The organism is Bacillus sp. BD59S, assembly GCF_007363175.1.
GTDB lineage: Bacteria > Bacillota > Bacilli > Bacillales > Bacillaceae_G > Bacillus_A > Bacillus_A pacificus.
This window is the reverse complement of record NZ_CP034686.1, coordinates 1,752,617-1,777,386: the sequence shown is the minus strand read 5'-3', so window position 1 is coordinate 1,777,386 and position 24,770 is coordinate 1,752,617. Positions and strand designations below refer to the sequence as shown.

Annotated in this window: 24 protein-coding genes and 1 pseudogene; 7 read left to right on the top strand and 18 right to left on the bottom strand. The window is 33.5% G+C overall.

Annotated features, from left to right (window positions below; all coding sequences use genetic code 11):
• Positions 1–48: 48 nt before the first annotated feature.
• Positions 49–657 carry an NUDIX hydrolase gene (locus EKQ63_RS11165; protein WP_087952881.1) on the top strand — a complete coding sequence of 203 codons (609 nt, stop codon included), beginning with the start codon at positions 49–51 and terminating at the stop codon, positions 655–657.
• A gap of 48 nt (positions 658–705) precedes the next feature.
• Here the strand turns inward: EKQ63_RS11165 and EKQ63_RS11160 are convergent, their stop codons facing one another.
• The 5 genes from EKQ63_RS11160 to EKQ63_RS11140 form a co-directional block, all read right to left on the bottom strand.
• Positions 706–1,044 (bottom strand): SdpI family protein, encoded by a 339-nt coding sequence (locus tag EKQ63_RS11160; RefSeq protein WP_140421228.1) that lies wholly within the window; start codon positions 1,042–1,044, stop codon positions 706–708.
• Positions 1,045–1,114: 70 nt separating this feature from the next.
• Positions 1,115–1,942, bottom strand: a complete 828-nt coding sequence (locus EKQ63_RS11155; RefSeq protein WP_088327296.1) for a peptidoglycan-N-acetylglucosamine deacetylase — start codon at positions 1,940–1,942, stop codon at positions 1,115–1,117.
• A gap of 117 nt (positions 1,943–2,059) precedes the next feature.
• A complete protein-coding gene (locus EKQ63_RS11150; RefSeq protein ID WP_087952884.1) occupies positions 2,060–2,932 on the bottom strand; it encodes an aminoglycoside 6-adenylyltransferase in 873 nt (290 codons plus the stop codon).
• Positions 2,933–3,065: 133 nt separating this feature from the next.
• Positions 3,066–3,737, bottom strand: coding sequence for an O-methyltransferase (locus EKQ63_RS11145; protein ID WP_143881032.1), 672 nt, complete (start codon positions 3,735–3,737; stop codon positions 3,066–3,068).
• A 148-nt stretch (positions 3,738–3,885) separates the two neighbouring features.
• Complete coding sequence (locus EKQ63_RS11140; protein WP_000818985.1) at positions 3,886–4,605, bottom strand: 3-ketoacyl-ACP reductase; 720 nt, start codon at positions 4,603–4,605, stop codon at positions 3,886–3,888.
• Positions 4,606–4,872: 267 nt separating this feature from the next.
• Here EKQ63_RS11140 and EKQ63_RS11135 point away from each other — a divergent pair.
• Positions 4,873–5,394: pseudogene (locus tag EKQ63_RS11135) on the top strand (DUF3139 domain-containing protein).
• Between the two features lie 23 nt (positions 5,395–5,417).
• On the opposite strand, the gene hitS reads toward EKQ63_RS11135, so the two are convergent.
• The 3 genes from hitS to EKQ63_RS11120 form a co-directional block, all read right to left on the bottom strand.
• The gene (gene hitS, locus EKQ63_RS11130) at positions 5,418–6,491 is read right to left on the bottom strand and encodes an envelope stress sensor histidine kinase HitS (protein WP_140168469.1); all 1,074 of its coding nucleotides are present in this window, start codon (positions 6,489–6,491) and stop codon (positions 5,418–5,420) included.
• Positions 6,488–7,165 (bottom strand): response regulator transcription factor, encoded by a 678-nt coding sequence (gene hitR / locus EKQ63_RS11125; protein WP_217368355.1) that lies wholly within the window; start codon positions 7,163–7,165, stop codon positions 6,488–6,490. Before hitR ends, hitS begins: the two co-directional genes overlap by 4 nt.
• Before the next feature lie 88 nt (positions 7,166–7,253).
• Entirely contained in the window at positions 7,254–9,014 is a 1,761-nt protein-coding gene (locus tag EKQ63_RS11120; protein WP_087952887.1) for an ABC transporter ATP-binding protein, read from the bottom strand.
• 239 nt (positions 9,015–9,253) lie between these two features.
• Between EKQ63_RS11120 and EKQ63_RS11115 the strand changes: the two genes are divergently transcribed.
• Positions 9,254–10,018: an alpha/beta fold hydrolase gene (locus tag EKQ63_RS11115; RefSeq protein ID WP_001194311.1), complete on the top strand. Its 765-nt coding sequence runs from the start codon at positions 9,254–9,256 to the stop codon at positions 10,016–10,018.
• Between the two features lie 97 nt (positions 10,019–10,115).
• Here the strand turns inward: EKQ63_RS11115 and entFM are convergent, their stop codons facing one another.
• Positions 10,116–11,396 carry an enterotoxin EntFM gene (gene entFM / locus EKQ63_RS11110; protein WP_000755519.1) on the bottom strand — a complete coding sequence of 427 codons (1,281 nt, stop codon included), beginning with the start codon at positions 11,394–11,396 and terminating at the stop codon, positions 10,116–10,118.
• A 729-nt stretch (positions 11,397–12,125) separates the two neighbouring features.
• Between entFM and EKQ63_RS11105 the strand changes: the two genes are divergently transcribed.
• On the top strand, positions 12,126–12,296 hold the full coding sequence (locus tag EKQ63_RS11105) for a DNA mismatch repair protein MutT (RefSeq protein ID WP_088327292.1): 171 nt from the start codon (positions 12,126–12,128) through the stop codon (positions 12,294–12,296).
• A gap of 119 nt (positions 12,297–12,415) precedes the next feature.
• Here the strand turns inward: EKQ63_RS11105 and EKQ63_RS11100 are convergent, their stop codons facing one another.
• Together EKQ63_RS11100 and EKQ63_RS11095 are read right to left on the bottom strand one after the other, a co-directional pair.
• Positions 12,416–13,018 carry a nitroreductase family protein gene (locus tag EKQ63_RS11100; protein ID WP_173601407.1) on the bottom strand — a complete coding sequence of 201 codons (603 nt, stop codon included), beginning with the start codon at positions 13,016–13,018 and terminating at the stop codon, positions 12,416–12,418.
• Positions 13,019–13,263: 245 nt separating this feature from the next.
• Entirely contained in the window at positions 13,264–14,217 is a 954-nt protein-coding gene (locus EKQ63_RS11095) for a D-alanyl-D-alanine carboxypeptidase family protein (protein WP_087994509.1), read from the bottom strand.
• 246 nt (positions 14,218–14,463) lie between these two features.
• On the opposite strand from EKQ63_RS11095, the gene EKQ63_RS11090 reads away from it, so the two are divergent.
• The 3 genes from EKQ63_RS11090 (at position 14,464) to EKQ63_RS11080 (ending at position 16,281) form a co-directional block, all read left to right on the top strand.
• Complete coding sequence (locus EKQ63_RS11090) at positions 14,464–15,465, top strand: S66 family peptidase (protein WP_143881031.1); 1,002 nt, start codon at positions 14,464–14,466, stop codon at positions 15,463–15,465.
• A 143-nt stretch (positions 15,466–15,608) separates the two neighbouring features.
• A complete protein-coding gene (locus EKQ63_RS11085) occupies positions 15,609–15,950 on the top strand; it encodes an EamA family transporter (protein ID WP_048552020.1) in 342 nt (113 codons plus the stop codon).
• A complete protein-coding gene (locus EKQ63_RS11080; RefSeq protein ID WP_087952892.1) occupies positions 15,943–16,281 on the top strand; it encodes an EamA family transporter in 339 nt (112 codons plus the stop codon). The genes EKQ63_RS11085 and EKQ63_RS11080 overlap by 8 nt, the downstream gene beginning before the upstream one ends.
• Positions 16,282–16,316: 35 nt before the next feature.
• Here the strand turns inward: EKQ63_RS11080 and EKQ63_RS11075 are convergent, their stop codons facing one another.
• From EKQ63_RS11075 to cydC, 7 genes are all read right to left on the bottom strand, one after another.
• Positions 16,317–16,763, bottom strand: a complete 447-nt coding sequence (locus EKQ63_RS11075; protein WP_143881030.1) for a DUF6376 family protein — start codon at positions 16,761–16,763, stop codon at positions 16,317–16,319.
• Positions 16,764–16,853: 90 nt separating this feature from the next.
• Positions 16,854–17,075: a hypothetical protein gene (locus EKQ63_RS11070; RefSeq protein ID WP_140168468.1), complete on the bottom strand. Its 222-nt coding sequence runs from the start codon at positions 17,073–17,075 to the stop codon at positions 16,854–16,856.
• Between the two features lie 128 nt (positions 17,076–17,203).
• Positions 17,204–17,770: an acyltransferase gene (locus EKQ63_RS11065; protein ID WP_087994507.1), complete on the bottom strand. Its 567-nt coding sequence runs from the start codon at positions 17,768–17,770 to the stop codon at positions 17,204–17,206.
• Positions 17,763–18,893 (bottom strand): aminotransferase class I/II-fold pyridoxal phosphate-dependent enzyme, encoded by a 1,131-nt coding sequence (locus EKQ63_RS11060; protein WP_087952896.1) that lies wholly within the window; start codon positions 18,891–18,893, stop codon positions 17,763–17,765. The genes EKQ63_RS11065 and EKQ63_RS11060 overlap by 8 nt, the downstream gene beginning before the upstream one ends.
• Before the next feature lie 19 nt (positions 18,894–18,912).
• The gene (locus EKQ63_RS11055; protein ID WP_087994505.1) at positions 18,913–21,474 is read right to left on the bottom strand and encodes a glycosyltransferase; all 2,562 of its coding nucleotides are present in this window, start codon (positions 21,472–21,474) and stop codon (positions 18,913–18,915) included.
• Between the two features lie 106 nt (positions 21,475–21,580).
• Entirely contained in the window at positions 21,581–22,729 is a 1,149-nt protein-coding gene (locus EKQ63_RS11050; protein WP_087952898.1) for a hypothetical protein, read from the bottom strand.
• A gap of 316 nt (positions 22,730–23,045) precedes the next feature.
• Entirely contained in the window at positions 23,046–24,770 is a 1,725-nt protein-coding gene (gene cydC, locus EKQ63_RS11045; RefSeq protein ID WP_087952899.1) for a thiol reductant ABC exporter subunit CydC, read from the bottom strand.

The following is a 24,770-nucleotide window of genomic DNA, read 5'->3' as shown; positions in this document are numbered from 1 at the left end:
ATTCAATACAGTTATTGTATAATAAAATTTGCAGAAAGGGGAATTAAAATGACAGAGTGGTTAACGATATTTGATTCTGAAAGAAATACACTTGGGAAGAAATTACGTGATGAAGTGCACCGTGACGGTGATTGGCACGAAACATTTCATTGTTGGTTTGTAGAAAAAGATGATGAAGATATGTTCTTATATTTCCAATTACGCTCTAAAAATAAAAAAGAAGCCCCATGTATATGGGATATTACTTCAGCTGGACATATTATGCATGATGAAGATGTACAAATTGGTGGCCTTCGTGAAATTGAGGAAGAATTAGGTCTTTCCTTTCAAACTACTGATCTAGCATATAAAGGAATCTTTACAATAGATTATGAAATTTCAAATCTTACGGATCGCGAGTTTTGCCATATGTATTTTCACAATGTCATCGATCCACTTCCATTCGCACCGGGTGAAGAAGTAGACGATGTGATGAAAATACATGCAACTTCTTTTCTACAACTATTAAAAAGAGAGATTTCATCTTTGACAGCTACTTCTGTTTTGAGCAATAAACCGATAACGATAACCTTTGATGATATTTATCCATATGATCTTGCATACTATGAATTTGTTGTTGAACAAGGAAAAGACTTACTAGAAAAGAATAGTTTATAGATAAAATAGGACTCCTAGCATCATACTGCATGGAGTCCTATTTTTTCATTATTGTTCAAGTATTTTTAATCTACTCTCTACTCGTATAAATAAACGAATAATTAATAACAGCATAACCACCATAATCGCTATTATTGTATGTGGATATCTAAACAGTATACTAATAACACTTCCAATTAACATCATGATGAATCCGTTTTGCTTCATTACTTCTGCACTATACCTGTTACCCGCATCCCATAATTCCTTATTTTTCATAGATCGTTTCGTACGATAACCATATGCCGCATTAATATCGGTCGGTGGATTTTTTTGAAGGATAATTGCCGCAAGTATAAATATAACACCAAGCAATATGCTTATTCCTATGTTTACTAGTGCATCAATCAATTATATCCCCCCTAACTTACACTTTCATTATACGACACAAACCTTATTTTTCCAATTTATAACACATTCACTTTCTTTCTTTTGATGTCTGGAACATACTTGGAAGTGTTACAAAACGTGCCCCTTTCGTTTTTAACTGCGGAATGATTTTGTCTAGTGCATCTACAGATCCTTGTAAATGCCCACCTGGTGTTGAATGCTGGAGGATGACACTTCCAGGAAATGAATTCCCTAACACATTATTTGTAATCGTATCAGCACTTACACCTTTCCAATCAACTGTATCCACACTCCACTGTACAATCATAAAATTTTGCTCTGTCGCCCATTTTAATTGATTTTCAAGTATTTCACCGTATGGCGGACGTATAAACTTCGGTGCATAACCAGCTAAACGATTTAATATTTCTTCCGTTTTTATAATTTGATTACGGTACTCAGCCTCATTTACTTTCGCTAAATTAGGATGACTGTACGTATGATTACCAATTACATGTCCTTCATTTGCAATACGCTTTACAACATTCGGAAACTTTTCTGCATTTTCACCAAGCAGGAAAAAAGTCGCTTTTACATTATGTTGTTTTAACTTATCTAATATTTTTGGCGTGAATTCTAAATCCGGTCCATCATCAAATGTAAGAGCAACTTCCGCTTTATTGTACGGTCCTGAAAATGCGTACGCATATTTTTCAACCCAAGAAAATGGTGTCCACGATCCACGCTCATCTGCTTTTATTTGTACTTCATAATTTTGAGGGATATATGCGTATGGCAATGAGTTTATATAGTCTCCATAATAAAATGAGTTATATGGCATATAAGTATACGAAACATTTCGTTCTAGTCCCCATTGATATGGAGCAAACATTTGTGGCGAATAAAAATAATACATGATAAAAACCTCCCTAAAATTTCATATGTGATTCCTCTACACTTTGTTAGAGAAATTCTTATTCATAAACCAAAATAAGACTGTCCATAATTTGGACAGTCTTACTGCTTACTATTATTAATAAATTGATGTACTACCTTTCGGCAAAGCTTTCACGTGTTTTAAATAACTGGTCACTCTATCATCATCACCTTGCGGGTACTGATATCCATAAGCGCTAGCAATTTCATTCGCCACTTCCCTAAATAAATCACCCATGACAAAGAATGATTCCCATATGTTTTCATATTCTGCATTAGAAAATGTCTTTTTAAATTGCTCCCACATATCTCCTTCGAAATATTGCTCAAAATGCTTTCCAAACTTCCCTGCATTAACTGTAAAGTCTGTTTTCATACCAATATGCCATTCTAGCATTACAATTAACATATCTCGCACTGGTCCTTCAAGCATTCCTTTTACATAAGAAAGTTCCTCGCGCCATAACCCTTTTGCCACATTCGTACTACACCACCAAAATTCATTACAGCAACCTAAAAACTCTTTTTCTGTAGGCTTTTTTATTAAGTAATCTTTATCGCTTGCTGGCGGGAATTCTTCCATACAATTATCTTTATCGAGAAGTAATTTACTTAAGCTATCTTGTCCAACGAACTTTTTTATTAAATCAACCGGAACTAATGTTAAATCAATCCGATTTCCATCCATGAACTGCATTAAATACGGAAACTTCCCGTCTCCATCTGGTGGAACTAATGACATTTCTTCTGGCATTTGTACAATCATTATTGCTCCAAATCTATGAATCCAATTATGATTAGATGTAAAAGATTGTATATCTTTTACAACATACATAATATCAAAGTCTTGAAAACAATCTTTTTTCACATTTGGATTTACACGCGATCCATTCATGATGACAGCTCGAATTCTTTCATCCTCTTTTGCTGTATTCATAATTAAGTCTAGCATTTCTTTTTCAGTTCTCATCTATTCTTAACCTCCAATTTTTAATATAAATTTATATTTTTAAGTATGTTGGAGGTCCACGAGCTAACTGCGTTGTATACGATACATGTTATAACTTTTCAAACATCTTTTTCATTCTATTTATCTCCTTTCGTTATTCTTTTACGACTGCCATTATAAATCCATCGTACCCTTTACTTCCGACTGTTTGAAGCGCTGTAGCACTTACACGTGGCTCAGCAGCTATTAGCTCATAGAAGCGACGTATCCCTTGTACGCGAGGATCATTACTCGTATTGTCAATAACTTCTCCTGCACGTACTACGTTATCCCCAATAATTACAGTGCCAGGGTGTGATAGTTTCAGTGCCCATTCAAAATAAGCAGGGTTATTTTGTTTATCGGCGTCTATAAAGATAAAATCAAATGGTTCATACTCCTCATTTTCTATTTGCTGTAAAGAATCTAAAGCTAATCCTGTTCGCACTTCAACTCTAGCATTCAAATTAGCGCGTTCAATATTGCTACGTGCAATGTCAGCATGCTTTTCACTTGCTTCCAATGTAACAACTCGGCCTCCCGATGACAATCCTCTTGCAAGCCATATCGTACTATATCCACCTAGAGTACCAATTTCCAAAATGTTTCGAGCTCCTTGAATTTGAACTAATAGTTGCAAAAACTTCCCTTGCGTTGGCGATACGTCATGTGCTGGTAAATTAGCTGCAGCGTTTGCTTGAAGAACTTCTTCTAATGTAGAATCTTTCGGTATTAATACATCACTCACATATTGATCAACGGCCGTCCATTTCTCAATCATACTCATGAAAATACCATCCCTTCAATTTTTCAATGCTTTTCTACTATCCACTTTTGATTATACCGAAAATTCTGTCTCATATACAAAAAATAAAGAAGGGATATCTACTTCATTACAAAATAGATATCCCTTCTTTTGTTTATACATGTATCCCTTACGGATTAGTAGACCAAAGTCCTGCTGATTTAATAAATGTACGTTTATTTAATTTCAACTGTGCTACGATAAACTCTGCAATATCTTCTGCTTGCATAACTTTATCAGGATTTCCATCAGTTAATCCTAAATCTACAGCCATATCAGTTGCTACTGTACTTGGTGTTAAAGCTGTTACACGAATGTTATGCTTACGAACTTCCATCGCTAACGATTCTGTTAAACCAAGAACACCAAATTTAGAAGCACTATATGCACTTGTTACAGGTGCGCCTTTTTGTCCTGCTGTAGATGAAATATTAATAATATCACCAGATTGTTGTTCAATCATGCTCGGTAAAGCTGCACGAGTTGCATAATATACACCCATTAAGTTTACTTGAATGATTTTTTCCCAATCAGCAACGTCTAGTTCTAAAAACTTACCGAACTTAGAAATACCAGCGTTATTAATTAAAATATCGATAGATCCTAAACCGTTTTTTAACGTCTCAATCGCAGTAGTCACTTCTTCATATGAAGAAACATCAGCAGTCGCAATAACAGCCTTTACGCCTTCTGCTTCTACTTCTTTCGCTACAGCTTTTAAGTTTTCTTCTGAACGAGCTAAAAGACCTACATTTACGCCCTCTTTCGCTAATGCAATCGCTACAGCACGACCAATACCTCTACCTGCTCCTGTAATTAAAGCATTTTTGCCTTGTAATAATTCTGCCAAGTATAACACTCCTTAATCGTCTCAGTTGTTTATTATTATATTAAAAGTGTAACTATATTTATGTAAAAAGGCAATGATGCACTTTCATGTGCGTAGGTTACTTGTAGGTAACTATCGAAAGTTCTTATTTATAATTCTCATGTTTTTGCCATCATTCATGTAAAATAGAAATAAATTCCACACAGGAGAGTGTATGTGTATGCGTATGAAAAGAAAAAACGGTTCTTATCACTAACCGCAGTCGGACTATGTATCATATTTTTGGCCATGTACTTTATATTTGGTAATCCACTACATTATAAAGTAATAGAAAAAGATACTAACGAATATCTCCATACTATAAAAAAGATATAAGCAAAAAGAAATACAAAACATAACCGGAAAATATACTCCTCTTTATAATATCGGCTATTATGCAGAAGTCGTATATAAAGACGAACCTTATTTTACATACTCTTATACATACGATAATAATAATATAATCCAAGACAATGGCATTTTAGGAAGACATACTGAGTCATTTGAAAATCTTAATTTAAACTGGTCATTGTTTGACGAGTTAGTAGACAGTATTCATACAAACTTACAAGAAAGAAGTTTAAGTGAAAAGATAGATTATTCTATACGCCATGTTCAATTCGTTGATATTGATGATGATAAAAACGGTGCAGAAGCATACGTTGACTTTAAAAAGATAAAGAATCTGATTACTCATACCGTATGAATAGTGAAGGAAAAGCTTATCAGTATAGCTGCAGCAATGGTAAATGTATGTATAAAGAAAAATAGTGTTAGAAGATATGCCCCTAACACTATTTCTCTTTATACTTAGGAATACACACAATAAATTCAGTACCCTTCCCTTCCTCACTCTCGACTTTTATTTCTCCTTGATGAAGGTCGAGCACTTTCTTTACAATAGCTAAACCTAAGCCACTTCCTCCATAAGCACGATTTCGTGAAGAGTCCGCTTTATAAAAACGTTCAAAAATATGTTGTTTCTGTTCTTCTGATATCCCAATTCCCGAGTCGCGAATACGCACTTCCACTACTTTCTCATATTCTTTTAATTGGATTGTAATTGTGCCACCACTTGGAGTAAATTTAATACTATTATGAATTAGATTAATCCAAACTTGACTCATACTTTCTTGATCAGCAGTAATGTGCACTTTCTCTAAATCAAGTTCCAATTCAATTTCTTTTTCAGCCCAGAGCGGTTCACTATTTAACACAATTTGCTTTAACTGCTGATCTAATCGATAAGTCGCCCTTTCTGGTGTATATTCTTCCGACTCTAAAAGGGTAAGCTTCAGTAAATTTTGACTTAGTTTAGATAATCTCGTCGTTTCCGTTTCAATAATGGTAAGATAATGCTTTCTTTTTTCCTCAGGAAGATTAGTATCTTGTAGTGCTCTAGCAAATCCTTTTATAGAAGTTAATGGTGACTGTATTTCATGAGAAACATTCGAAACAAATTCCTGGCGCATTTTCTCCATCACATTCAGTTCATCTGTCATATCGTTTATACTTTTTACGAGCACACCAATTTCCCCATCATACTTCTCTTCATTTCTTATTTTTACGGAGAAGTCCCCTTTTGCAATTTTTTGTATTGGCTCAATAATCGCCCAAATCATCGCCTCTCGCTTCGGTCTCATTAATACTCCAATCAATACCCAAATAAGAATAATAAATACAAAGCCGACCATATCACTAATTAAAAAAGTAATAAAAGGCGATACTCGTATTTCAAGGGCATTCATTACACTTGATGATACATAAAAGGCTATAGACCAAATTATAGTCAGGAAAGAAAATAGTACTATTACCGCTCCAATTACTTTCAGCACCTTCAACTTACTCATTCGTTCTCTTCTTCTCATTTACTTACCTCTAAGCGATACCCTAATCCTCTTATCGTTTTAATACTAAATTTCGACTTCTCTTCTTGAAACTTCTCACGTAACCGATTTATATGAACGTCTAGTGTGCGTTCATTCCCTTCAAAATCATATCCCCATACATCTTCAATTAATTGCTCTCTCGAACAAGTTCTCCCCGCTTTAGAGCCTAAAGTAAAGAGCAATTCGAATTCCTTTAACGGTAACGTAACCGTTTGTTCTCCAATTGTAACTTCAAATGTTTTACGATTTAACAGTACATTCCCAACTTGAATGGATTGCGATACTGTAATTTGGTAACGTTTCAATAACGCCTTAACTCTCACTACTAATTCTATCGGATCAAATGGTTTTACAAGATAATCATCCGTTCCAAGATGAAATCCTTTTACTTTTTGAGACGTTTCTCCTTTAGCAGTTAACATTAAAATCGGAATATCATAGTATTTCCTTAATTCGAAACATACATCAAACCCATCCATATTCGGCATCATAATATCAAGAATAACCATATCAACTTTCACTTCATCTATTTTTTGAAGTGCATCTATACCATCAATTGCCTCATATGTTTGAAAACCTTCTCGCTCTAAAAATACAGACACAAGTTCTCTAATATGTGGATCATCGTCTACTATTAAAATATTAGGTATCAAAGAAACCATTTCCTTTCTAGTTAGCATCCTTAATCAAACTTTTAAAAATGAATAATCAGCGGAGTATGAGCCCCACTGATTATTCATTTTATAATGCCGCCTCTTTAATTTTCAATTGTTGCGTTGCAAATTCACGATACATGTCATGTGTTCGTAACAATTCATCATGTGTACCACTACCTGTAAGATTCCCTTTTTCTATAAAGATAATTTTATCTGCATCTACAACAGTAGAAAGTCTATGTGCAATAACTAACGTTGTTCTGCCTTTCATTAAGTTATTTAATGCCTTTTGAACGACAGACTCAGATTTACTATCTAAACTAGAAGTTGCTTCATCTAACATCAGAATTTGTGGATTTCTAAGTAACGCTCGAGCAATGGCAATTCGCTGTCTTTGTCCTCCAGAAAGTTTCACACCACGTTCTCCAACTTCTGTTGCATATCCATTTGGTAAGTCATGAATAAATGCATCAACATATGCCATCGCCGCTACTTTTTCAATTTCTTCATCTGTCACTTCTCCCTCAACACCGTAACAAATATTATCACGGATCGTTCCATCAATTAACGGACTATCTTGTGAAACGTAACCAATTTGACGTCGCCATGACTGTAATGAATAGTTCGTAATTGCATCTTTCCCTAATTTAATAGCACCGCTAGTTGGCTCATAAAAACGTTCTAATAGTGAGAATAACGTCGTTTTCCCGCTACCACTTGGCCCTACAATTGCTGTTACTTTTCCTGATTCAATTGTGAAATCAATATTCTTTAACACTTGCTCTTCTTCGTTATACTCAAAATGTACATTTTCAAGAACAATTGGTTGCTTAGCATTTGTGACTTTCACACCAGTTTCATGGTCTTCTACTTCATATTCTAAAATAGTATTAATTCTTTCCGTTGCACCAATTGCCTTTTGGAATTGTGTAAAGAACATAGATAATTGACTCATCGGCATTATAATTTGAACTAAATATAAAATAAACGCTACAAGTTCTCCTGTTGTTAATGCACCGCTAGAAACTCTCATTCCACCATATCCTACGATAATAACAAGCAATGCCATTAAAACAAACGACATAACTGGTGAAATTAACGCTTGCACTTTTCCCTCTTTCAAACCAAATTGCAATAACTTCTCGATACCTTTATTTCCAGTTTCATATTCTCTTTTTTCTGTGTTCGAAGATTTCACTAAACGAATTTCTGATAATACTTGCGTTAGCACACTTGTAAAAGAAGCTGTTTCATCTTGAAGTGCTTTTGAAATCTTATACATTTTTCGTCCTAGTGGAACTAAGATCAGTACTGATAATGGAATAACCGTTAAAAGTAAAAGTGTCATTTTCCAATCTAAAACAAATAATACGATTAATGATCCGACAATTGAAATACCGCCTGTTAATAAATTTGACAAATGCTCAGAAATCAATGTCTTCACAACACCCGTATCATTTGTCATTCGGCTAATTGTATCGCCTGTTCTATTTTGATCATAATAAGATACTGGCAATATAAGTACCTTTTTCCACAAACGTTCTCTCAGTCCGGCTACAATTTTCTGCCCGATATAATTTAGTAAATATATAGATAATCCTGCAGCTATAGTTTGCATAATAAAGAATGCAACTAGCCCAACAATTTGTCCTGTACTAATTGACGAAAGTGAAAAATTATCTACTAATCCTTTTGTTAACATCGGAATAAATAAACTCGCTCCCGTAGAAAGCAAACTCATGAATAACGCAAAAACAAGAATCCCTTTCGGAGGATTTGTATCTTGAATAAGGCGTAAAAACTGCCTCCAACTCCCTTTTTTCTTTATTTCATTTCTAACTTCCATTTCTGTCATCTCCTCGTGTTAAACAAAACTGTTCTTTCTAAAAATAGAATACAATACAAATGTAAACTGAATGTAAACACACTTTTTCTGTTTTTACAAAATATACATAAAAACTCATCTTTACAACAGATATAAATATCTGATATTATTACCTGGCGCTTAATATTGTTCTATGTGAATGATAGATAACCAATTTACAATACTATATAAATCTCCAGTTATTGAAAGGAGTATCCTTTTTGCAAACAAATATACATTCTAAAAAGGAAACAATTATTTTTATTCATGGTTTAGTCGGCAATCGTCGTGCTTTCAAAAAAGAGCATAAACGATTTTCCGCCTCTTACAACATTATTACTTATGACTTATTAGGTCACGGCGATGATAAAGGAGAAGCTATCGAATTTTCATTACAGCGTCTCGTTGATCAATTATTGAATTTATACGAAAAAGAAGGCATTCAAAAAGCTCATATTTGCGCTTTAAGTTACGGCTGTTATATCTCTACCATTTTTGCACAAATGCATCCAGAAAAAGTTTTGAGCATTTGTCATATTGGTGGACATTATAATAACCCTTCCCTTTTATATAACGTATTTCAAAAGTTTTGGGAGAAGCGAGGAGACGATTACTCGAAATGGCTCTCTCAATACGCAAATACCATTTTTCCAAGTGGCATACTAAAGGCAAATCCATTCGCAGTCATTTCAAGAAATATTTATTATCGGTTCGGATTGCAATTACATTCATCAATTATTGCCCAATCATTACGTCATCGGTTAGAATTCGATTTAAAATCTAAATTAAAATCACTTCCCCACCCTATTCTATGGGTAATGGGCGAACATGATCATCTCTATAAATCTTGTCTTTTTGATTTAAAGTCCATTCTTCCTAACGTTTTATATAAAGAAATACCGTTAGCAGGACATGCAGCAAACTTATTCCGCCCCAACTACTTTCATGATCTATACGCTCGATTTTTAAACGGGAAGTTACAGTGAAAACTATTACATCCCAATTTATGAAACTATAAAAAGGCTTCCCAAGTTTCCCTGGAAAGCCTTTTCTCTATAGGAAAAGTATATAATCTACTTTTTCTTAGTATGCTTTTGTGTAACCTAATAGGTGCTTGCTCCAGTAAGAGTTACTTACAGAACTAATACGTACACCAGTTGCATCAGTTTCTGCACTAATGAACTGACCGTTTCCTAAGTAAACACCCATGTGAGAAGGACCTGATTTATAAGTGTTTTGGAAGTATACTAAATCACCTGGTTGTGGATTGCTAGTTTTTGTTTTAGAGCTCCAGTATCCAGCAACTGTTTGACGAGCGCCTTTATGACCAGTTTGATTTAATACGTAGTGAATGAATCCACTGCAATCAAAACCAGCAGGTGTTGTACCAGCTGTTCTGTATGGTGAACCATTTAATGATCTAGCGAATCCAGCGATTGAAGATGTATCTCCACCAGTTGTTGGTTTTTGTACGTCTTTACCTGGTTGTTGAACGTTATTTGTAACGTTATTGTTATTTGTAACGTTGTTTACTCCGCCTTTTACAAACTTAACGAAGTCTGCACTTACGTAACCTGTGCGGCCGTTATGGTTAATTTTGTACCAACCATTTTCAGCGCCAGTAACGTTTAATACTGTACCGTTTGTTACACCACCGATTACAGCGTTGTATGTAGCTGGGCCTGTACGTACTTTTAAAGCACCAGTGTTAACAACATAAGAACCACCAGTTTGAACTGTAGTAGTATTGTTGTTTGTAGTTGGTTGTTGTGTTTGGTTAGATACAGCAGAACCACCTTTTGTTACGAAGTCTTTGCTTACGTATCCAGTTCCACCATTGAAGTTGATTTTAAACCAATCTTGTACTTCACCAACAACTTGTACTGTTTTACCTTTATTTACAGAGCCTAATACTGTATGAGATGTACTTGGGCCTGTACGTACGTTAAGTGAAGAAACGTTTACTGTGTAAGTACCAGTTCCTTGTTGAACAGTAGTTCCTGTTTTACCACCAGTCGTTACGAAGTCACCACTTACATAACCAGTTTGACCGTTTACAGTTACTTTGAACCAACCGTTTTCTTGTCCAATTACTTGTAGTACTTGACCTTGTTTTACTTTAGAAATAACGCTATGTCCTGTACCAGCACCTGAACGAACATTTAATACATCAGCAGTTACTGTGTATTTTAAGTCGGATTTTGTTTCTACAGTTTTTGTTTCAGTTACAGTCGTTTGTGTTTGAGTTTGTCCATTAATTTCTTTTAGCGCTTCGTTTGAAACTTGTGCATGAGCAGAATCCATACCTGGAACTGCAACACCTGCTACTGAAGCTGCTGCTAAACCTGCAATTACTTTTTTCATAAGTTGTCTTTACTTCCTTTCCCTACTATCCTCTTAAAAAAAACTTATAAACTTAATACTTTACAATATTATCAAAGTAAAATATTCATTAAGTTCCATTTTTTAACAAGAGTTTTATTTTTCACACAGAGTTCATTTTAAACGAGCGAAGTGAAATCTGTGTGAACTTCATGTGAACTTTACCATTAAACTTACTCTTTTTGCAATGTTTTTTTTATATTTCTTATGTATTTTATTGAAAATTCGACATACCATTCATTATCTTAGTATATATTTTCTATCCACTTAAAAAAAATTCTATTCATCTAACACAATGCAAAGAATGTATTTCCTATTATAGTTCCTCCTATGAAGTATACTCTTATCATGACGAAAAACACTTTTTTTTATCAATAGTATAATATTTTTAGAAAATTATTTTTGATACTATCTATCGCTTTTAAAAGATTTGACGATTTGTAAGATTTAACTTCAAAAATTCTGTTCTTATTTGACGAAAATGTATATTCCACTAACTATTTTCTACCGCATATGGAATTTTAAGGATATTTATATTATCATATATACAGTGGATCATATATACAGTGGTGCCTTAATCCATACAAATATTATCCACCCTACCCGGAAACCAATCGAACTTTTACAGGTCGGTATTCTCCACTTAACATTGAATTTTGAGATGGAAGCCTTATTGCCCACAAATAGCGAAATCAAAAAGGAGGTATATTTATGAAAAATATAATAGATAATCCTATCAATAAAAATATAGAACTGTACTATGCTTTTTTTCAATTCGTTTCAATTATTACCTTACAAAAAATATCAACTATTGAAACACGTAAAAACGAATTAAAAAATCAGATGAAAAATTCCTATCAAAAAAATCCTTATTACTTATAAAAGGTGAACAGGTTGTATCCCTGTTCACCTTTTATCCCGCTATTCGCCGGACAGTAAGACCCCGATTGGTTCAACTAATAATGAGTGGGGGATGAAAAATCCCCCCACTCATTCCTACATTATTTATAAATTTTCACACGGTTTTCTAAAGGTTGGTATTCTTTTTCACCAGCAGATACCACCGGTTTACCAAACGGCATTTGCGCAGTAAGTTTCCAACTTTTTGGAACTCCCCATTCTGTTCTCACTTCTTCATCAATTAACGGATTGTAATGTTGCAATGTAGCACCGAATCCTTCAATTTCTAAAGCTGTCCAAATTGCAAATTGTAACATTCCTGAGGATTGCTGAGACCAAATCGGAAAGTTCTCTTTATATAATGTAAAGTTTTCTTGCAGTTGTTCTACCACTTGACTATCTTCAAAATATAAAACCGTTCCATAACCACTTTTAAATGCATTCATTTTTTCTTCAGTAGATGCAAAGTTATTTTCAGGTACAATTTTTCGTAACGTTTCTTTCGTAATATCCCATAACTTATCATGTTGTTCTCCTAACAAGACGACAACGCGAGCGCTCTGAGAGTTAAAAGCTGAAGGTGTATGTTTTACAGCGTGATAAATCACTTCTTGAATTTTCTCATCAGAAACTACTTGCTCTTTACTAATTGCGTAAATAGATCTTCTGTCTTCAATTGCTGAGTAAAAATCCTTTGCCATCATAATTCCCTCCAATTTTCATTTGAGGCTGTTTCATATGTATATATTATAATCTGCCTCCCAAAACTTATCATTAATAAGTTTCTAACTTTATACTATCAATAAATAATATTAAACTCAAATAATAATACTCACATATTTTACCTTTTTATTCCCTAATATTAAAAATAAAAAGGCGATGTATTGTTACTGGTAATAGGTAACAATACATCGCCTTTCTTATATGAGGATCCAACTCAGTATTTCACTTAATTAACTAAGCCAAATGCATAAGACATTAGCTTATTCGTCTCTGTAAAACGCTTCGTTTTACCTTTTGTTCCCATAACAACTGTAATAATACGAGTATCACCTTGTTTTGCTGTACCCGTAAAACAATACCCTGCGCTATCTGTAAATCCTGTTTTTAATCCGTCTATTCCTTCTATATATAAAGCTTTATTATTTTTGTTTAACATATCATTTGTACTTATAACATTAATATTATTAAATGCTAACTGACTTTGACGTAAGTGAGTCACTTCTAATATTTCTGGGTAATCTTTTATAAGATGATACGCCAAGTTTGCTACATCACCAGCCGTCATTTTTGTTTCACTTCCATCTGGCTCTTGTAATCCAGAAGCATTTGCAAATTTAGCATGTTCCGACATTTTTAACTGTTTCGCTTTTGCATTCATAAGCTGAACGAAATCTTTCTCCGATTTTGCCATATGTTCTGCTAAAGCCACAGCTGAATTATTAGCTGACTCAATCATTAATGCATGATATAAATCTTTAACAGTTAATGTGTCATTAACTTGTACTGGGATTCTCGCTCCCTCTGTTTGTGCCGCCTTCGCACTCATTTTTACTGGATCTTCCCAGCGAACTTTCCCGTTATGTATACTCTCTAGTAAGAGATACGCTGTCATCATCTTAGACATACTAGCCGGTGCAAAAGCCTCATTTTCATTATATTGATAAATAATATCTCCATCACTCGCATCGATAATCATAGCTGCTTTTGCGTTAATTTCTGGTGGGATGTACTTTGGCGGGACTACTTTTTCAGTAAATCCTGCTTTAGGTAGTTCTGCCACTTGCAAAGGTTGTCCCTCTACATTCGCTATGCTCTTTTGATTTCCTTGGAATAAGAACCAACATATCCCTAAAATAATGACTAATAGGACTGTCATCCTTCCCCATTTTAACCGATTCATTTCAAAACTCCTTTAGCAAACCTTTTATACACTCACATTTAACCTTAACAACAATTCCTTTATATAGTCAAGGTAAAAAGTATATTTATTCATATACAGCAATGATTATTTTAATTTATTTATGTTAAACTTACAATATTGAAACGTAAGAATATTCAATAATAAAATCTCGTTTTAATCAGCCCCACCAATCGGGCTATCCATCAAATAGCGAGATAAACTATTTAATAGAAGGGATTCATACAAATGCTACTTCCAAAATCATTAAAATACGGAGACACAGTCGGGATCTACTCCCCTTCTTCACCAGCAACCTACACTTCTCCAAAAAGATTTGAACGAGCAAAATCTTACTTACAACAGAAAGGGTTTTATATATTAGAAGGTTCATTAACAGGTCGATATGATTTCTATCGTTCGGGTAGTATACAAGAGCGTGCTGAGGAACTGAATGCTTTAATAAGAAATCCAAATGTTTCTTGTATCATGTCAACAATTGGTGGCATGAATTCAAATTCAATATTACCTTATATTGATTATGATGCTTTTCTAAATAACCCTAAAATAATGATTGGGTATTCAGATGCAACTGCTTTATTACTAGGAATTTACACCAAAACAGGAATCCCTACATTTTATGGACCAGCTCTCGTCCCTTCTTTTGGCGAATTTGAACCTTTTGTTGATTACACATATAAATATTTTGCTGAAACTTTACTACATGATCATTCTCTTCCTTATCATATAAAACAACCATTATTTTGGTCAGATGAATTTATTAATTGGGAAGAAAAGACGAAGGAGAAAGAACTTCGACCAAACGATTGGATTTCAGTAATTGACGGAAAAGCTACTGGACGTATTATTGGCGGGAATTTAAACACGATACAAGGAATTTGGGGTAGCCCTTATATGCCACATATTCAAGAGGGTGACATTCTCTTTATTGAGGACAGTTCAAAAGATGCAGCTACTATTGAAAGAAGCTTTTCATTCCTTAAAATTAACGGTGTATTCGATAAAATTTCAGGTATCATTCTTGGAAAACATGAGCAATTTGATCATTGTGGTACAAATCGAAAACCTTTTGAAATACTATTAGAAGTACTTCAAAATCAAAGAATTCCTTTTCTAGCAGACTTCGATTGTTGCCATACACATCCAATGATTACCATACCTATCGGTGTTCAAGTAGAGTTGGATGCGACAAATAAAACGATACATATTATAGAATCTTGGAAAAAATGAATACATGGCTTTTATTGTTTTACAATAAAAGCCATGATACTATATAATTTGGAATGTGAAAGATTAAACTAAATACGTTCCAATATCTATCATTAAAAAAATTAGGTATAAATATATATTTATATGCAAAAGAGAGTGAATAAATGAAACCAACTATTAAAAATTACTTATTTTTACATGTAGCTTTTTTGATATATTCTATCATTATGGTTTACATGAAATGGGCGGCTAAATTTCCCATTGCTTCCATCTCATTTTTTATTGCTTATTTCGGACTAGTTATACTTTTATTTGGATATGCAATTTTATGGCAACAAGTAATTAAACATTTCGAAATATCAAAAGCATATTCACATCGCGGGATTATTATACTATGGTCAATGCTTTGGTCAGTATTTCTATTTGGAGATACGATTCAGTGGAATCATTTACTTGGTGCAGCTATTATTATCGGCGGAATTGTGGTGGTGACAAAAGATGAATAGTTATATGTTATTGTTTATTTTCGGGATAATTTTAGCTAATTACTCACAAATATTATTAAAAAAAGCTACTTTGCAACAATACGATTCTAGAATAAAAGAATATGTAAATCCTTATGTTATTATCGGCTACTCTTTATTTGTAATTAACGCTGGATTAAATGTTATCGCCATGAAGGGCATGGCATTAAAACAAGCATCAGCATTAGAATCCTTAAGTTATATCATCATATTAATTTTCGGTTGGTATTTCCTAGGAGAAAAAATAACGAAACGTAAACTCATCGGCAACACGATTATTATCGTTGGTGTAATCGTTTATTGTATCCAATAGTAAAAGGCTCCGTTTGTGATAAACGGAGCCTTTTACTATTGACCTAAATTTTGCACCTTCTCTTTCAACTCTCGAACTTGATCTACCGTCTGCATAAGCTCAGAGTTTTTAAACTCTTCTACATTCACTTTCCCTTCTTCTATCTTTATCATCGCCGTATCAATTAACGTATTTAACTTTTCGTTATATCCGACGATTTGCTGATGAAGATCCTTTGCTACATCAGGCGGTGTTAATTCATTAAAAACGGGTATATCTTGTTTAATTTCACTAAGCTTCGTTTCTAATTCTTTTCGAGCTTCGCTATCATTAACGGCCTTTTCAGCTAAAGCTGGTGCATCATTTGCAAACGCACTTATTTCGTTTACATAGTCTGTCGCTTTTTGAGCATAATCTATGGAGTTCTTTCCTTGTTCAACGAGTGAACATCCCATCAAACCAATTGTAACTATAAATACTACTAAAATTGATTTTATTTTCATTTTAGGCTCCCTTCGTCTTTATAATTGTCTGTAAGTTTCTCTATCCTAACTTCTAGCTACATTACTTATAACCTTTTTTCAAATAGCTATTTACCCTCTTACATGCCCAATTACCGTTACAACATCTACTTCTATATGTACGCTAATAATATCTTCAATTATATCCGTATATCCTTGTCCTATAGCTGTTCCATAGTGTAATATAAGCCCCTTCTTTTCATACACTGACTTTGGTACTGAAAAAATAAATCTCCTCAAATTTCTTTCATCAGCCGGTTCCATAATTAAAACAATCCCATCCTCATCAAACATATACGCTCGCCCTCCAACTTTACATTCACTATGGCTCAGTATTGCCTTGGTCAGCAAAATTTAAAACATAATAAGTTAAGATACACACTCTGCTGCACCATAAAAATAAAAAACATTCCTTCTTTTTGTTAAGAAGGAATGTTTTTTAAAAAATCAATTTCTAACTCTAGCATCTTTCTTTGACGAGGTTTTATTTTTCTTACGGGAACTCCAGCATAAATATACCAATCTTCTAAACTCTTTTTCACCATACTCATCGCACCTACTGCCGTGCCTTCTCCTATAGTTACATTTGGAAAAAGAATAGAATTAGCACCAATAATCGCATGTTTTTTTAAAATAACTTTTTCTGTTTTCACATTCCTATATTGATTCGGAACGGTTGGCCCCATTAATGTATTCCCACTGAAATCATCTAGTACTGCATATACGATTGTGTTAGCTGAGATATTTGCAAAGTCATGCATTTCTATCCCAACTTCCCCTCCATATAACGCTGTATACGCTGATATGTGCGAATAACTTCCAATTGTGATTTTGCCACTTAAAATGCAAAAATCATCAATTCTTACATGATTACCAACTGATATAACACCTGGATTATATATACTTGCTTTTTTACTAATCAATACATTTTTCCCAACAGATAAAAATCCAATTTTCTTTAGCTCTTCTTGACTATAAAAACTATTCATCTGCCGACACCACCTTCTGTCCTAAACAGATTACAATTTGTTCTACTATTTCTTTCGTCATTCCTTCCCATAAAGGCAAACTTACTATTCGTTTTGCTATTTTATTCGTTTCTATTAAATCTGTAGACTTATAATTTCTAAAAAAAACTTGTTGATGGCATGATGGCGAAAAGTATAATCTAGCTTCTATTTTCTGTTTTTTCAGTTCTTCTATTACTTGTATATTGCGAACTTCTTCCGGACAAAGAATAGGCATAAATTGCTGAATAACTGCTTCTGTCTTTTGGAGTTGCCACCCTTTTTTCATTAATCCATTACTTTGTAACAATTGTTTATACCATTCAGAAATACGGGTGCGTTCTTTTAATTTGTCACCCCATTTTTTCATAGTTGCAATCCCAATCGCGGCTGCATATTCAGACATTTTACAATTAAATCCCATCATCGTACATTCACGATTTGTATCAAATCCGAAATTACCCATTTTTTTAATACGTTGTATATCTTCTTCGTTTTTACTATATATGAGCCCTCCTTCACCAATTCCAAAAGGCTTTGTTGCATGAAAGCTATATACGATCATTCCACTAAAATCTTGACCGTAATGCATCCCTCCATTCATTAATCCAAATCCCGGTGCCGCATCTACGACAACCGGAACACCCTTTTTCTCTAATTCTTCATATTCTTCTAAGTTCATCCATGAGCCAAAAGTTGCGTACGGGACAACAATTGCAACCTCTTTTTTTAATTCTTCAATCTTATCCCAGAGTACTGTTTTATCCATATACCAATCATCTATTGCAATATCAATAAAATAAGGTTCCAAACCACACCAAATAGCCGCTAATGGAGTTGCAGGGAATGTAAAACTAGGCATGAGGGCATACTTTCCTTTTTTTCTTTTCTTAAGTTGAATGGCCGTCATTAACCCTAACGTTGCGTTTGCTACTGTTGTAACAGCTCCCTTGTTCTGAAAAAATCCCGACATAATTGTTTGTTCAAAACGTTGATTTATAGGTCCATAATTCGTATATATGTGCGATGCATCAATTTCCTTCAATTCATCTAAATACTCAATTACTGGTACAGTTGAAGCACGTAAAAAAGGAATATTCTCCATATCTATCTATTCCTTCCTATCATTTTCGGACAATATAGAGCATATCTGTTTCAGATAATCCAAATTTCCTCGCACTTTTCATTCCTTGTCTTTCAGCTATGTTATATAATTCCACCTTAAATCCTGCATTCGTTAATCGTTGAATGAATCCCGATTGATTATAAATTCTCACATGATCTTCTTGACCAAAAGCTAATTTTCTTAATTGTGGTGTTACAATTAATTTATTCTCTATAATAGAATCTACATTCATTACGATTGGTACTTGAATAATTCCCCATCCATTTGGTTTTAAAACCCTATATAACTCTCGCATTGCTTTATCATCGTCAAGAACGTGTTCTAATACATGGCTACATAAAATTACATCAAACGTATTACTATCATATGTAATACTTGTAACATCAATTTCCTTCATTAATGGATCCTTTGGTTCTATATCTCCACATACATACGTAATATTTTTATACTCGTTAAACCAATCCCTTAAATTCACTTCAGGTGCAATATGAAGCATAGTATATTTTCTACTTAACAAGTCCGTTTCCGTTTCAATGTACGCACGATACAATCTTTCACGATCCATTGAACTACAAACTGGACATATCCCTGTATCTTTATTCCACATCTCAAATTTATATTTCGGAAAATCATAATCTGCTGGCCAAGGTAAAAATTTTTCAAATTGTTGATTGCAATATTGACAATAACAAGATTCTTTCTCAAACATATGAGCAACTAGCTTGTTTAATCCTTTTTTAATCTTTTCATTATAAATTTGATCTAGTTCTCCATTTCTTACTGCATCCTTAACTATAAATCCCGCATTTTCTAAACAATAAGATAGGCTCTCTTTATAATCCCTCTCAGAACTTAAAAATCCACTATTATATGCATCTATAATTAATTCAATCCACTCGTCAATTGTCATGAAAATAAAATGCATTTGTTTTTGATTTTGTCCACTATGTTGTCTAAAATAACTAAGAGGCTCTTTTATATAAACTACTTTCCCTTTCCTCATCATATCTAACCAAGTTGCAATATCATTAATAGCAGAATAAGCCTTCCCTTTAAAATACCCAAACTTCCCTTCAAACAAGTTCCGATTAAACAGAACAGTTGTCGGCTCACCTACTATATTTTTTAAATTTTTCAATATGTAATTCCCTAATTCTTTTCCTTCAAAAAGTGTAGTTTCTTTCGCAATTTTCATATTCAAAGTTGAAGGTGGTAATATCTCTCCGTTCTCATCAATCAGTTCACGATAAGACGTCACAAATGAAATATTTTCTAACGTCAAAAAGTATTTCATCATTCTCTCGATCTTTTCATGATGAAATAAGTCATCATCTAATAAAAAGTTTATATAATCCCCGTTCGCAAGTTCTATACACTTATTAAAGTTTTCAGCAACTAACGGAGTTTCATTTTTAGCATATGTAATACACTCATATTCACGTAAATACGGTTGAATCATAGTATTGACTTCATTATTTGTACTGTCGTCAGAAATAATAATTTCAATATTTTCATATGTTTGATTCAGAGCGCTGTTAAGCGCCAATTCCAAGTAATACGGCCTATTGTACGCAGGAATAAGTATACTTACTTTCGGTAAAGGCGAATTATTATTTATATGTTGTTTTTTCTTTTCTATGTTTATTTTCTTTTCTTTAATTTTTTGATAATAGTCTAATGTATATAATATTGATGATGGAACTATCCTTCTTGCATAATCTAGAAAATTAGTTATCGCTTTATCTAACTCTTTTTCGTTAGATAAGAAACCATATTTTTCTCCTGCTAGAATACTATGTGAAAAATCTTCTAATCCATCCATCATTTTATTAGATTCATTTAACTGTTGATCTGGATGTAACCGAAAGTAACTCAGTGTCTCTGCTATATATACTGCTTTTCCCTTACTTAATAAAGATAACCATGAAGCTATATCTACGTTACAAAGATACCTCCTCTTATCAAAAATCCCATACGGTTCTTGTAAATCATTTTTACGAAATAAAACTGTTGTCGGTTCTCCAATATAATTTTTTTGATCGACAATTACCCTATTTGCTAATTCTGTTCCCTCTATAATCGTATCCTCTTTAAATAAACGGACAGTTGAATAAATATGTCGTAGTTCTTTCCCTTTTTCATCAATTACTTGACGATGGGATGTTACAAGCTTAATTTCATTATTTAAATCATTGAAAAAATATTTCATCATTTTTTCAATTTTATCCACATGAAAGATATCATCGTCCATTAAAAAATTTATATACTCACCGCTCGCTTCATTAAATAATATTAGAGCATTTTCAAACTGTCCGAGAGTTGACCTGTTTTTTATATAAGTAATATTTGAATGATCACATAAGTATTTTTGTAATACCTTTTCTGTTTCATCATTCGTACTATCATCTCCAACTATAATTTCTATATTAGGGTACGTTTGTTCCAACACACTACATAACGCCTCTTCAAAGTAGCGTGGACGATTATATGTAGGAATTAATACACTTACCAACGGAAGTTTATCTATCATCTCTTCATTTCTTTCAATACGAGTTCTCATTTTACTCTCTCACCTCTTCGCATATTATTTATATACGCGACACAAAAATCACATTACTTTAACCGAATGGAGCCTATATACTTTTATGCAGACATGAAATGAAATATCATACTTTTCGTTCCTGAATAAACATATTTAATAACACGGACATTTTATTTGCACCTTTTTTATTCATATGATCACTATCATAAAAATCATCATCACAAAATAATGGCGAATCAAATAAATCTATAATTTGAAAAGAATATTGAGATTGAAAATCGTTTATAACGTTATAAAAATCTTCTTTTAATTTCTTACTACTACAATTGAAATAATGTGAAGTAACAGGAAATACAACAATTAGTGGTTTTATATCATGTTTTAACAATAGTTCTAAATATTTTTTGAAAATCGTTTTATTTTCAACTAAAGTATGAGGATATAACAATTTAGCATGTGAAGCTGCTCTTATTTTCCCGTGTTCTTCAAAAGGAATGTGAGGAGGAGTGGTATTCCATTCAGCGTGTATCCAGGGCAGTATCAATGATTCATCTTTTAGTTCATCTAATAAAATATACTCAAAATGTAAATTAAAAATAGAAAAAAGCGGTTTCGGCGTATCTAGGTGTGAGAACCCATCAGTGAGTAGAGGAGAATGAACTACAGTATGATGACCGTCCTGAAACAATGGATAATATACTTTGTGAATTCTATATGATTCAGATGATAACGACATGTCAAAATAAAACGAGAAATAAGCTATTCCTATCAAACAATATTGAAAGGAATGATTGTTTGATAGAAGTTGTGATGCTATTAAATAATCATAGTATAAATCTTGCGATGGAAGTGTTAGTTTTATTGACTTTTTTGAGAGGAGCTCCGTACTTATGCCACAATGCGGATAAGACAAGCCCGTCGCAAACAATTCATACGTCGGATCACCCTTTGCTTTTTTCATAGAAATGTATAAAGACATAAGATCCGGATTTATTTGATAGATAGAAATTAATTTATTCCTCCATTCATACATGTATTTTGTTAAATTAATAATTTTTGTACTTTGCACGCCCCTATTTATCAATTCATTTGTAAGTTTTGCTGCGTCTATTCTCCAAATGACTATATATTGAAAAGAATTTTCTATTTGAACAATAGATGAAACGTCTACAAGATGAACGATTGTTCTACATTTATTTTTGTCTAATGTATTTTGAATCTTCTCCCTTGATGATTCATCACTTAAAACAATAATTTTATACTGCTCCTTCATGTATATCCCCTCCATTATATGTATAATATGAAATTCATTTTTCATTCGTAATGATCATATACATTTGCCATCCATCAAAAAAAAAGAATAGAATATTTATTTCAAAACAAAAAATAGCTCCACCATTAGGCGTAGCTATTTTTCCATTACATACTTAATAAAGTGAAACTTTAATCAGTGGGGGTTTTCTTCATCCCCCACTGATTATCAGCCCTCACCAATCGGACTTTTAGGGGCAGCCCGCCCCCCACCTAACTTCTTTGCTTTCGCTGAATTTTGAGGTGGAGGTCTTACTGCCCATTAAAGTCGGATAAAATTATATTCCTTTGTCTAACTCATAAAGCATACGATACTTTTTGTTTTCTTTCAGAAGTTGTTCATGACTACCTTGCATCACAATTTGACCACGATCAAGGAATATTACTTCATCAACATGCTCCATTCCTACAAGATGGTGCGTAATCCAAATTACTGTCTTTTCTTCCGTTGCAGAAAACATCGTTTCTATTAAAGATAATTCTGTCTTTGGATCTAAGCCGATTGTAGGTTCATCTAGTACAATGATTGGTGCTTCTTGCATTAGCGTTCTTGCAAAAGCAACCCGTTGTCTTTCCCCACCAGAAAATCTTTTTCCCATCTCATGCATTTTTGTTTGTAATCCATCTGGAAGAGAAGCAATATGCGAAGCTAATTGTGCTTTCTCTAAAGCATTCCATATCTCTTCATCCGTTGCCTCTGGTTTGCCGATTCGAACATTATTTCCAATTGTCGTATCGAATAAATGCGGCTTTTGATTCAATACAGAAATATATTTTGATAAAAGATTCGTGTGAGCATGTTCACTATTCAATAAAACTTCACCATGTAACGGGCTTAGCGCACCTGTTAACAATTTTAACAAAGTAGATTTTCCTGTTCCGCTTCTTCCTAAAATGGCGATTTTCTTTCCTGCCTTTATTTCCAGTGATACTTCTTTCAATACAAATTCATTGCTATCTGGGTAACTATACGATACATGATTTAATTCAATGTCTATATGTTTTGATGCAACATAATCTTTATCTCCATGTAATTCCTCTTCATCCTGTAAAACACTATCACCTTCTACTTGATTTAGACGATGAGCAGATTCTACATATGATGGAATTCGATCGATAGCATCTGAAAGAGGAATTAATGCGTTTGTGACAGATAACGTCATTAAGACGAAAGCCGCAATAACGGTAGGAGCAATTTGTTCTCTTGCTGCCTCATTTCCAGTCCATATAATCATTGAAATAACTACAATACCCACTACTAATTGAATAATACTGTCCCGAATATGATTCCAATGCTTCATTCTTTTTTCCGTTTTTAACAACTGAGCATTTTGCTTTACATACTTATCAATGAATTCATCTTTTCTACCACTTGCTTGCCAATCAGATAATCCAAAAACAGCATCTGTTAGTTGTTGATACAAACGGTTTCTTCCTTGTTTTAAAGTAACGTGATGTTGCTTCATTAAAAGTAACGATACAAATGGAAGCAGAAAAACGATAATAGCTAACATACACCCTGCAATAAGTGCAAACACTACGTCAAATGTACCGATAACAAGTACGAATATGCTATATACAACTAATGCTAATATGCTAGGAAATATTGTACGTAAATATAAGTTTTGCAAATGCTCTATATCTTCGGATAATATCCCTAACATATCGCCCGTTTGAAATCGTGAACGAAAAAATAACGCCTGTGGTTCTACTATTCCATATAGTTTCGTTCTCATCTTTTCTAATATGCGTAGTACAACATCGTGTCCAACTAAACGCTCTAAATAATGAAATACCGCTTGCCCTATACTAAACGCACGTGTTGCAACGATAGGAACATATACAGCCATTACATTTTCTGGTCTAAGAGCAGATTTAGAGATTAAATAACCTGAAATGAAAAGTAGCATCGCACCTGAACTAACTCCAAGCAGACCAAGGAAAATAGTTACAGTCATTCTACCTTTGTTTTGCTGTATATACGGTTTAATCCAGTTACTCAT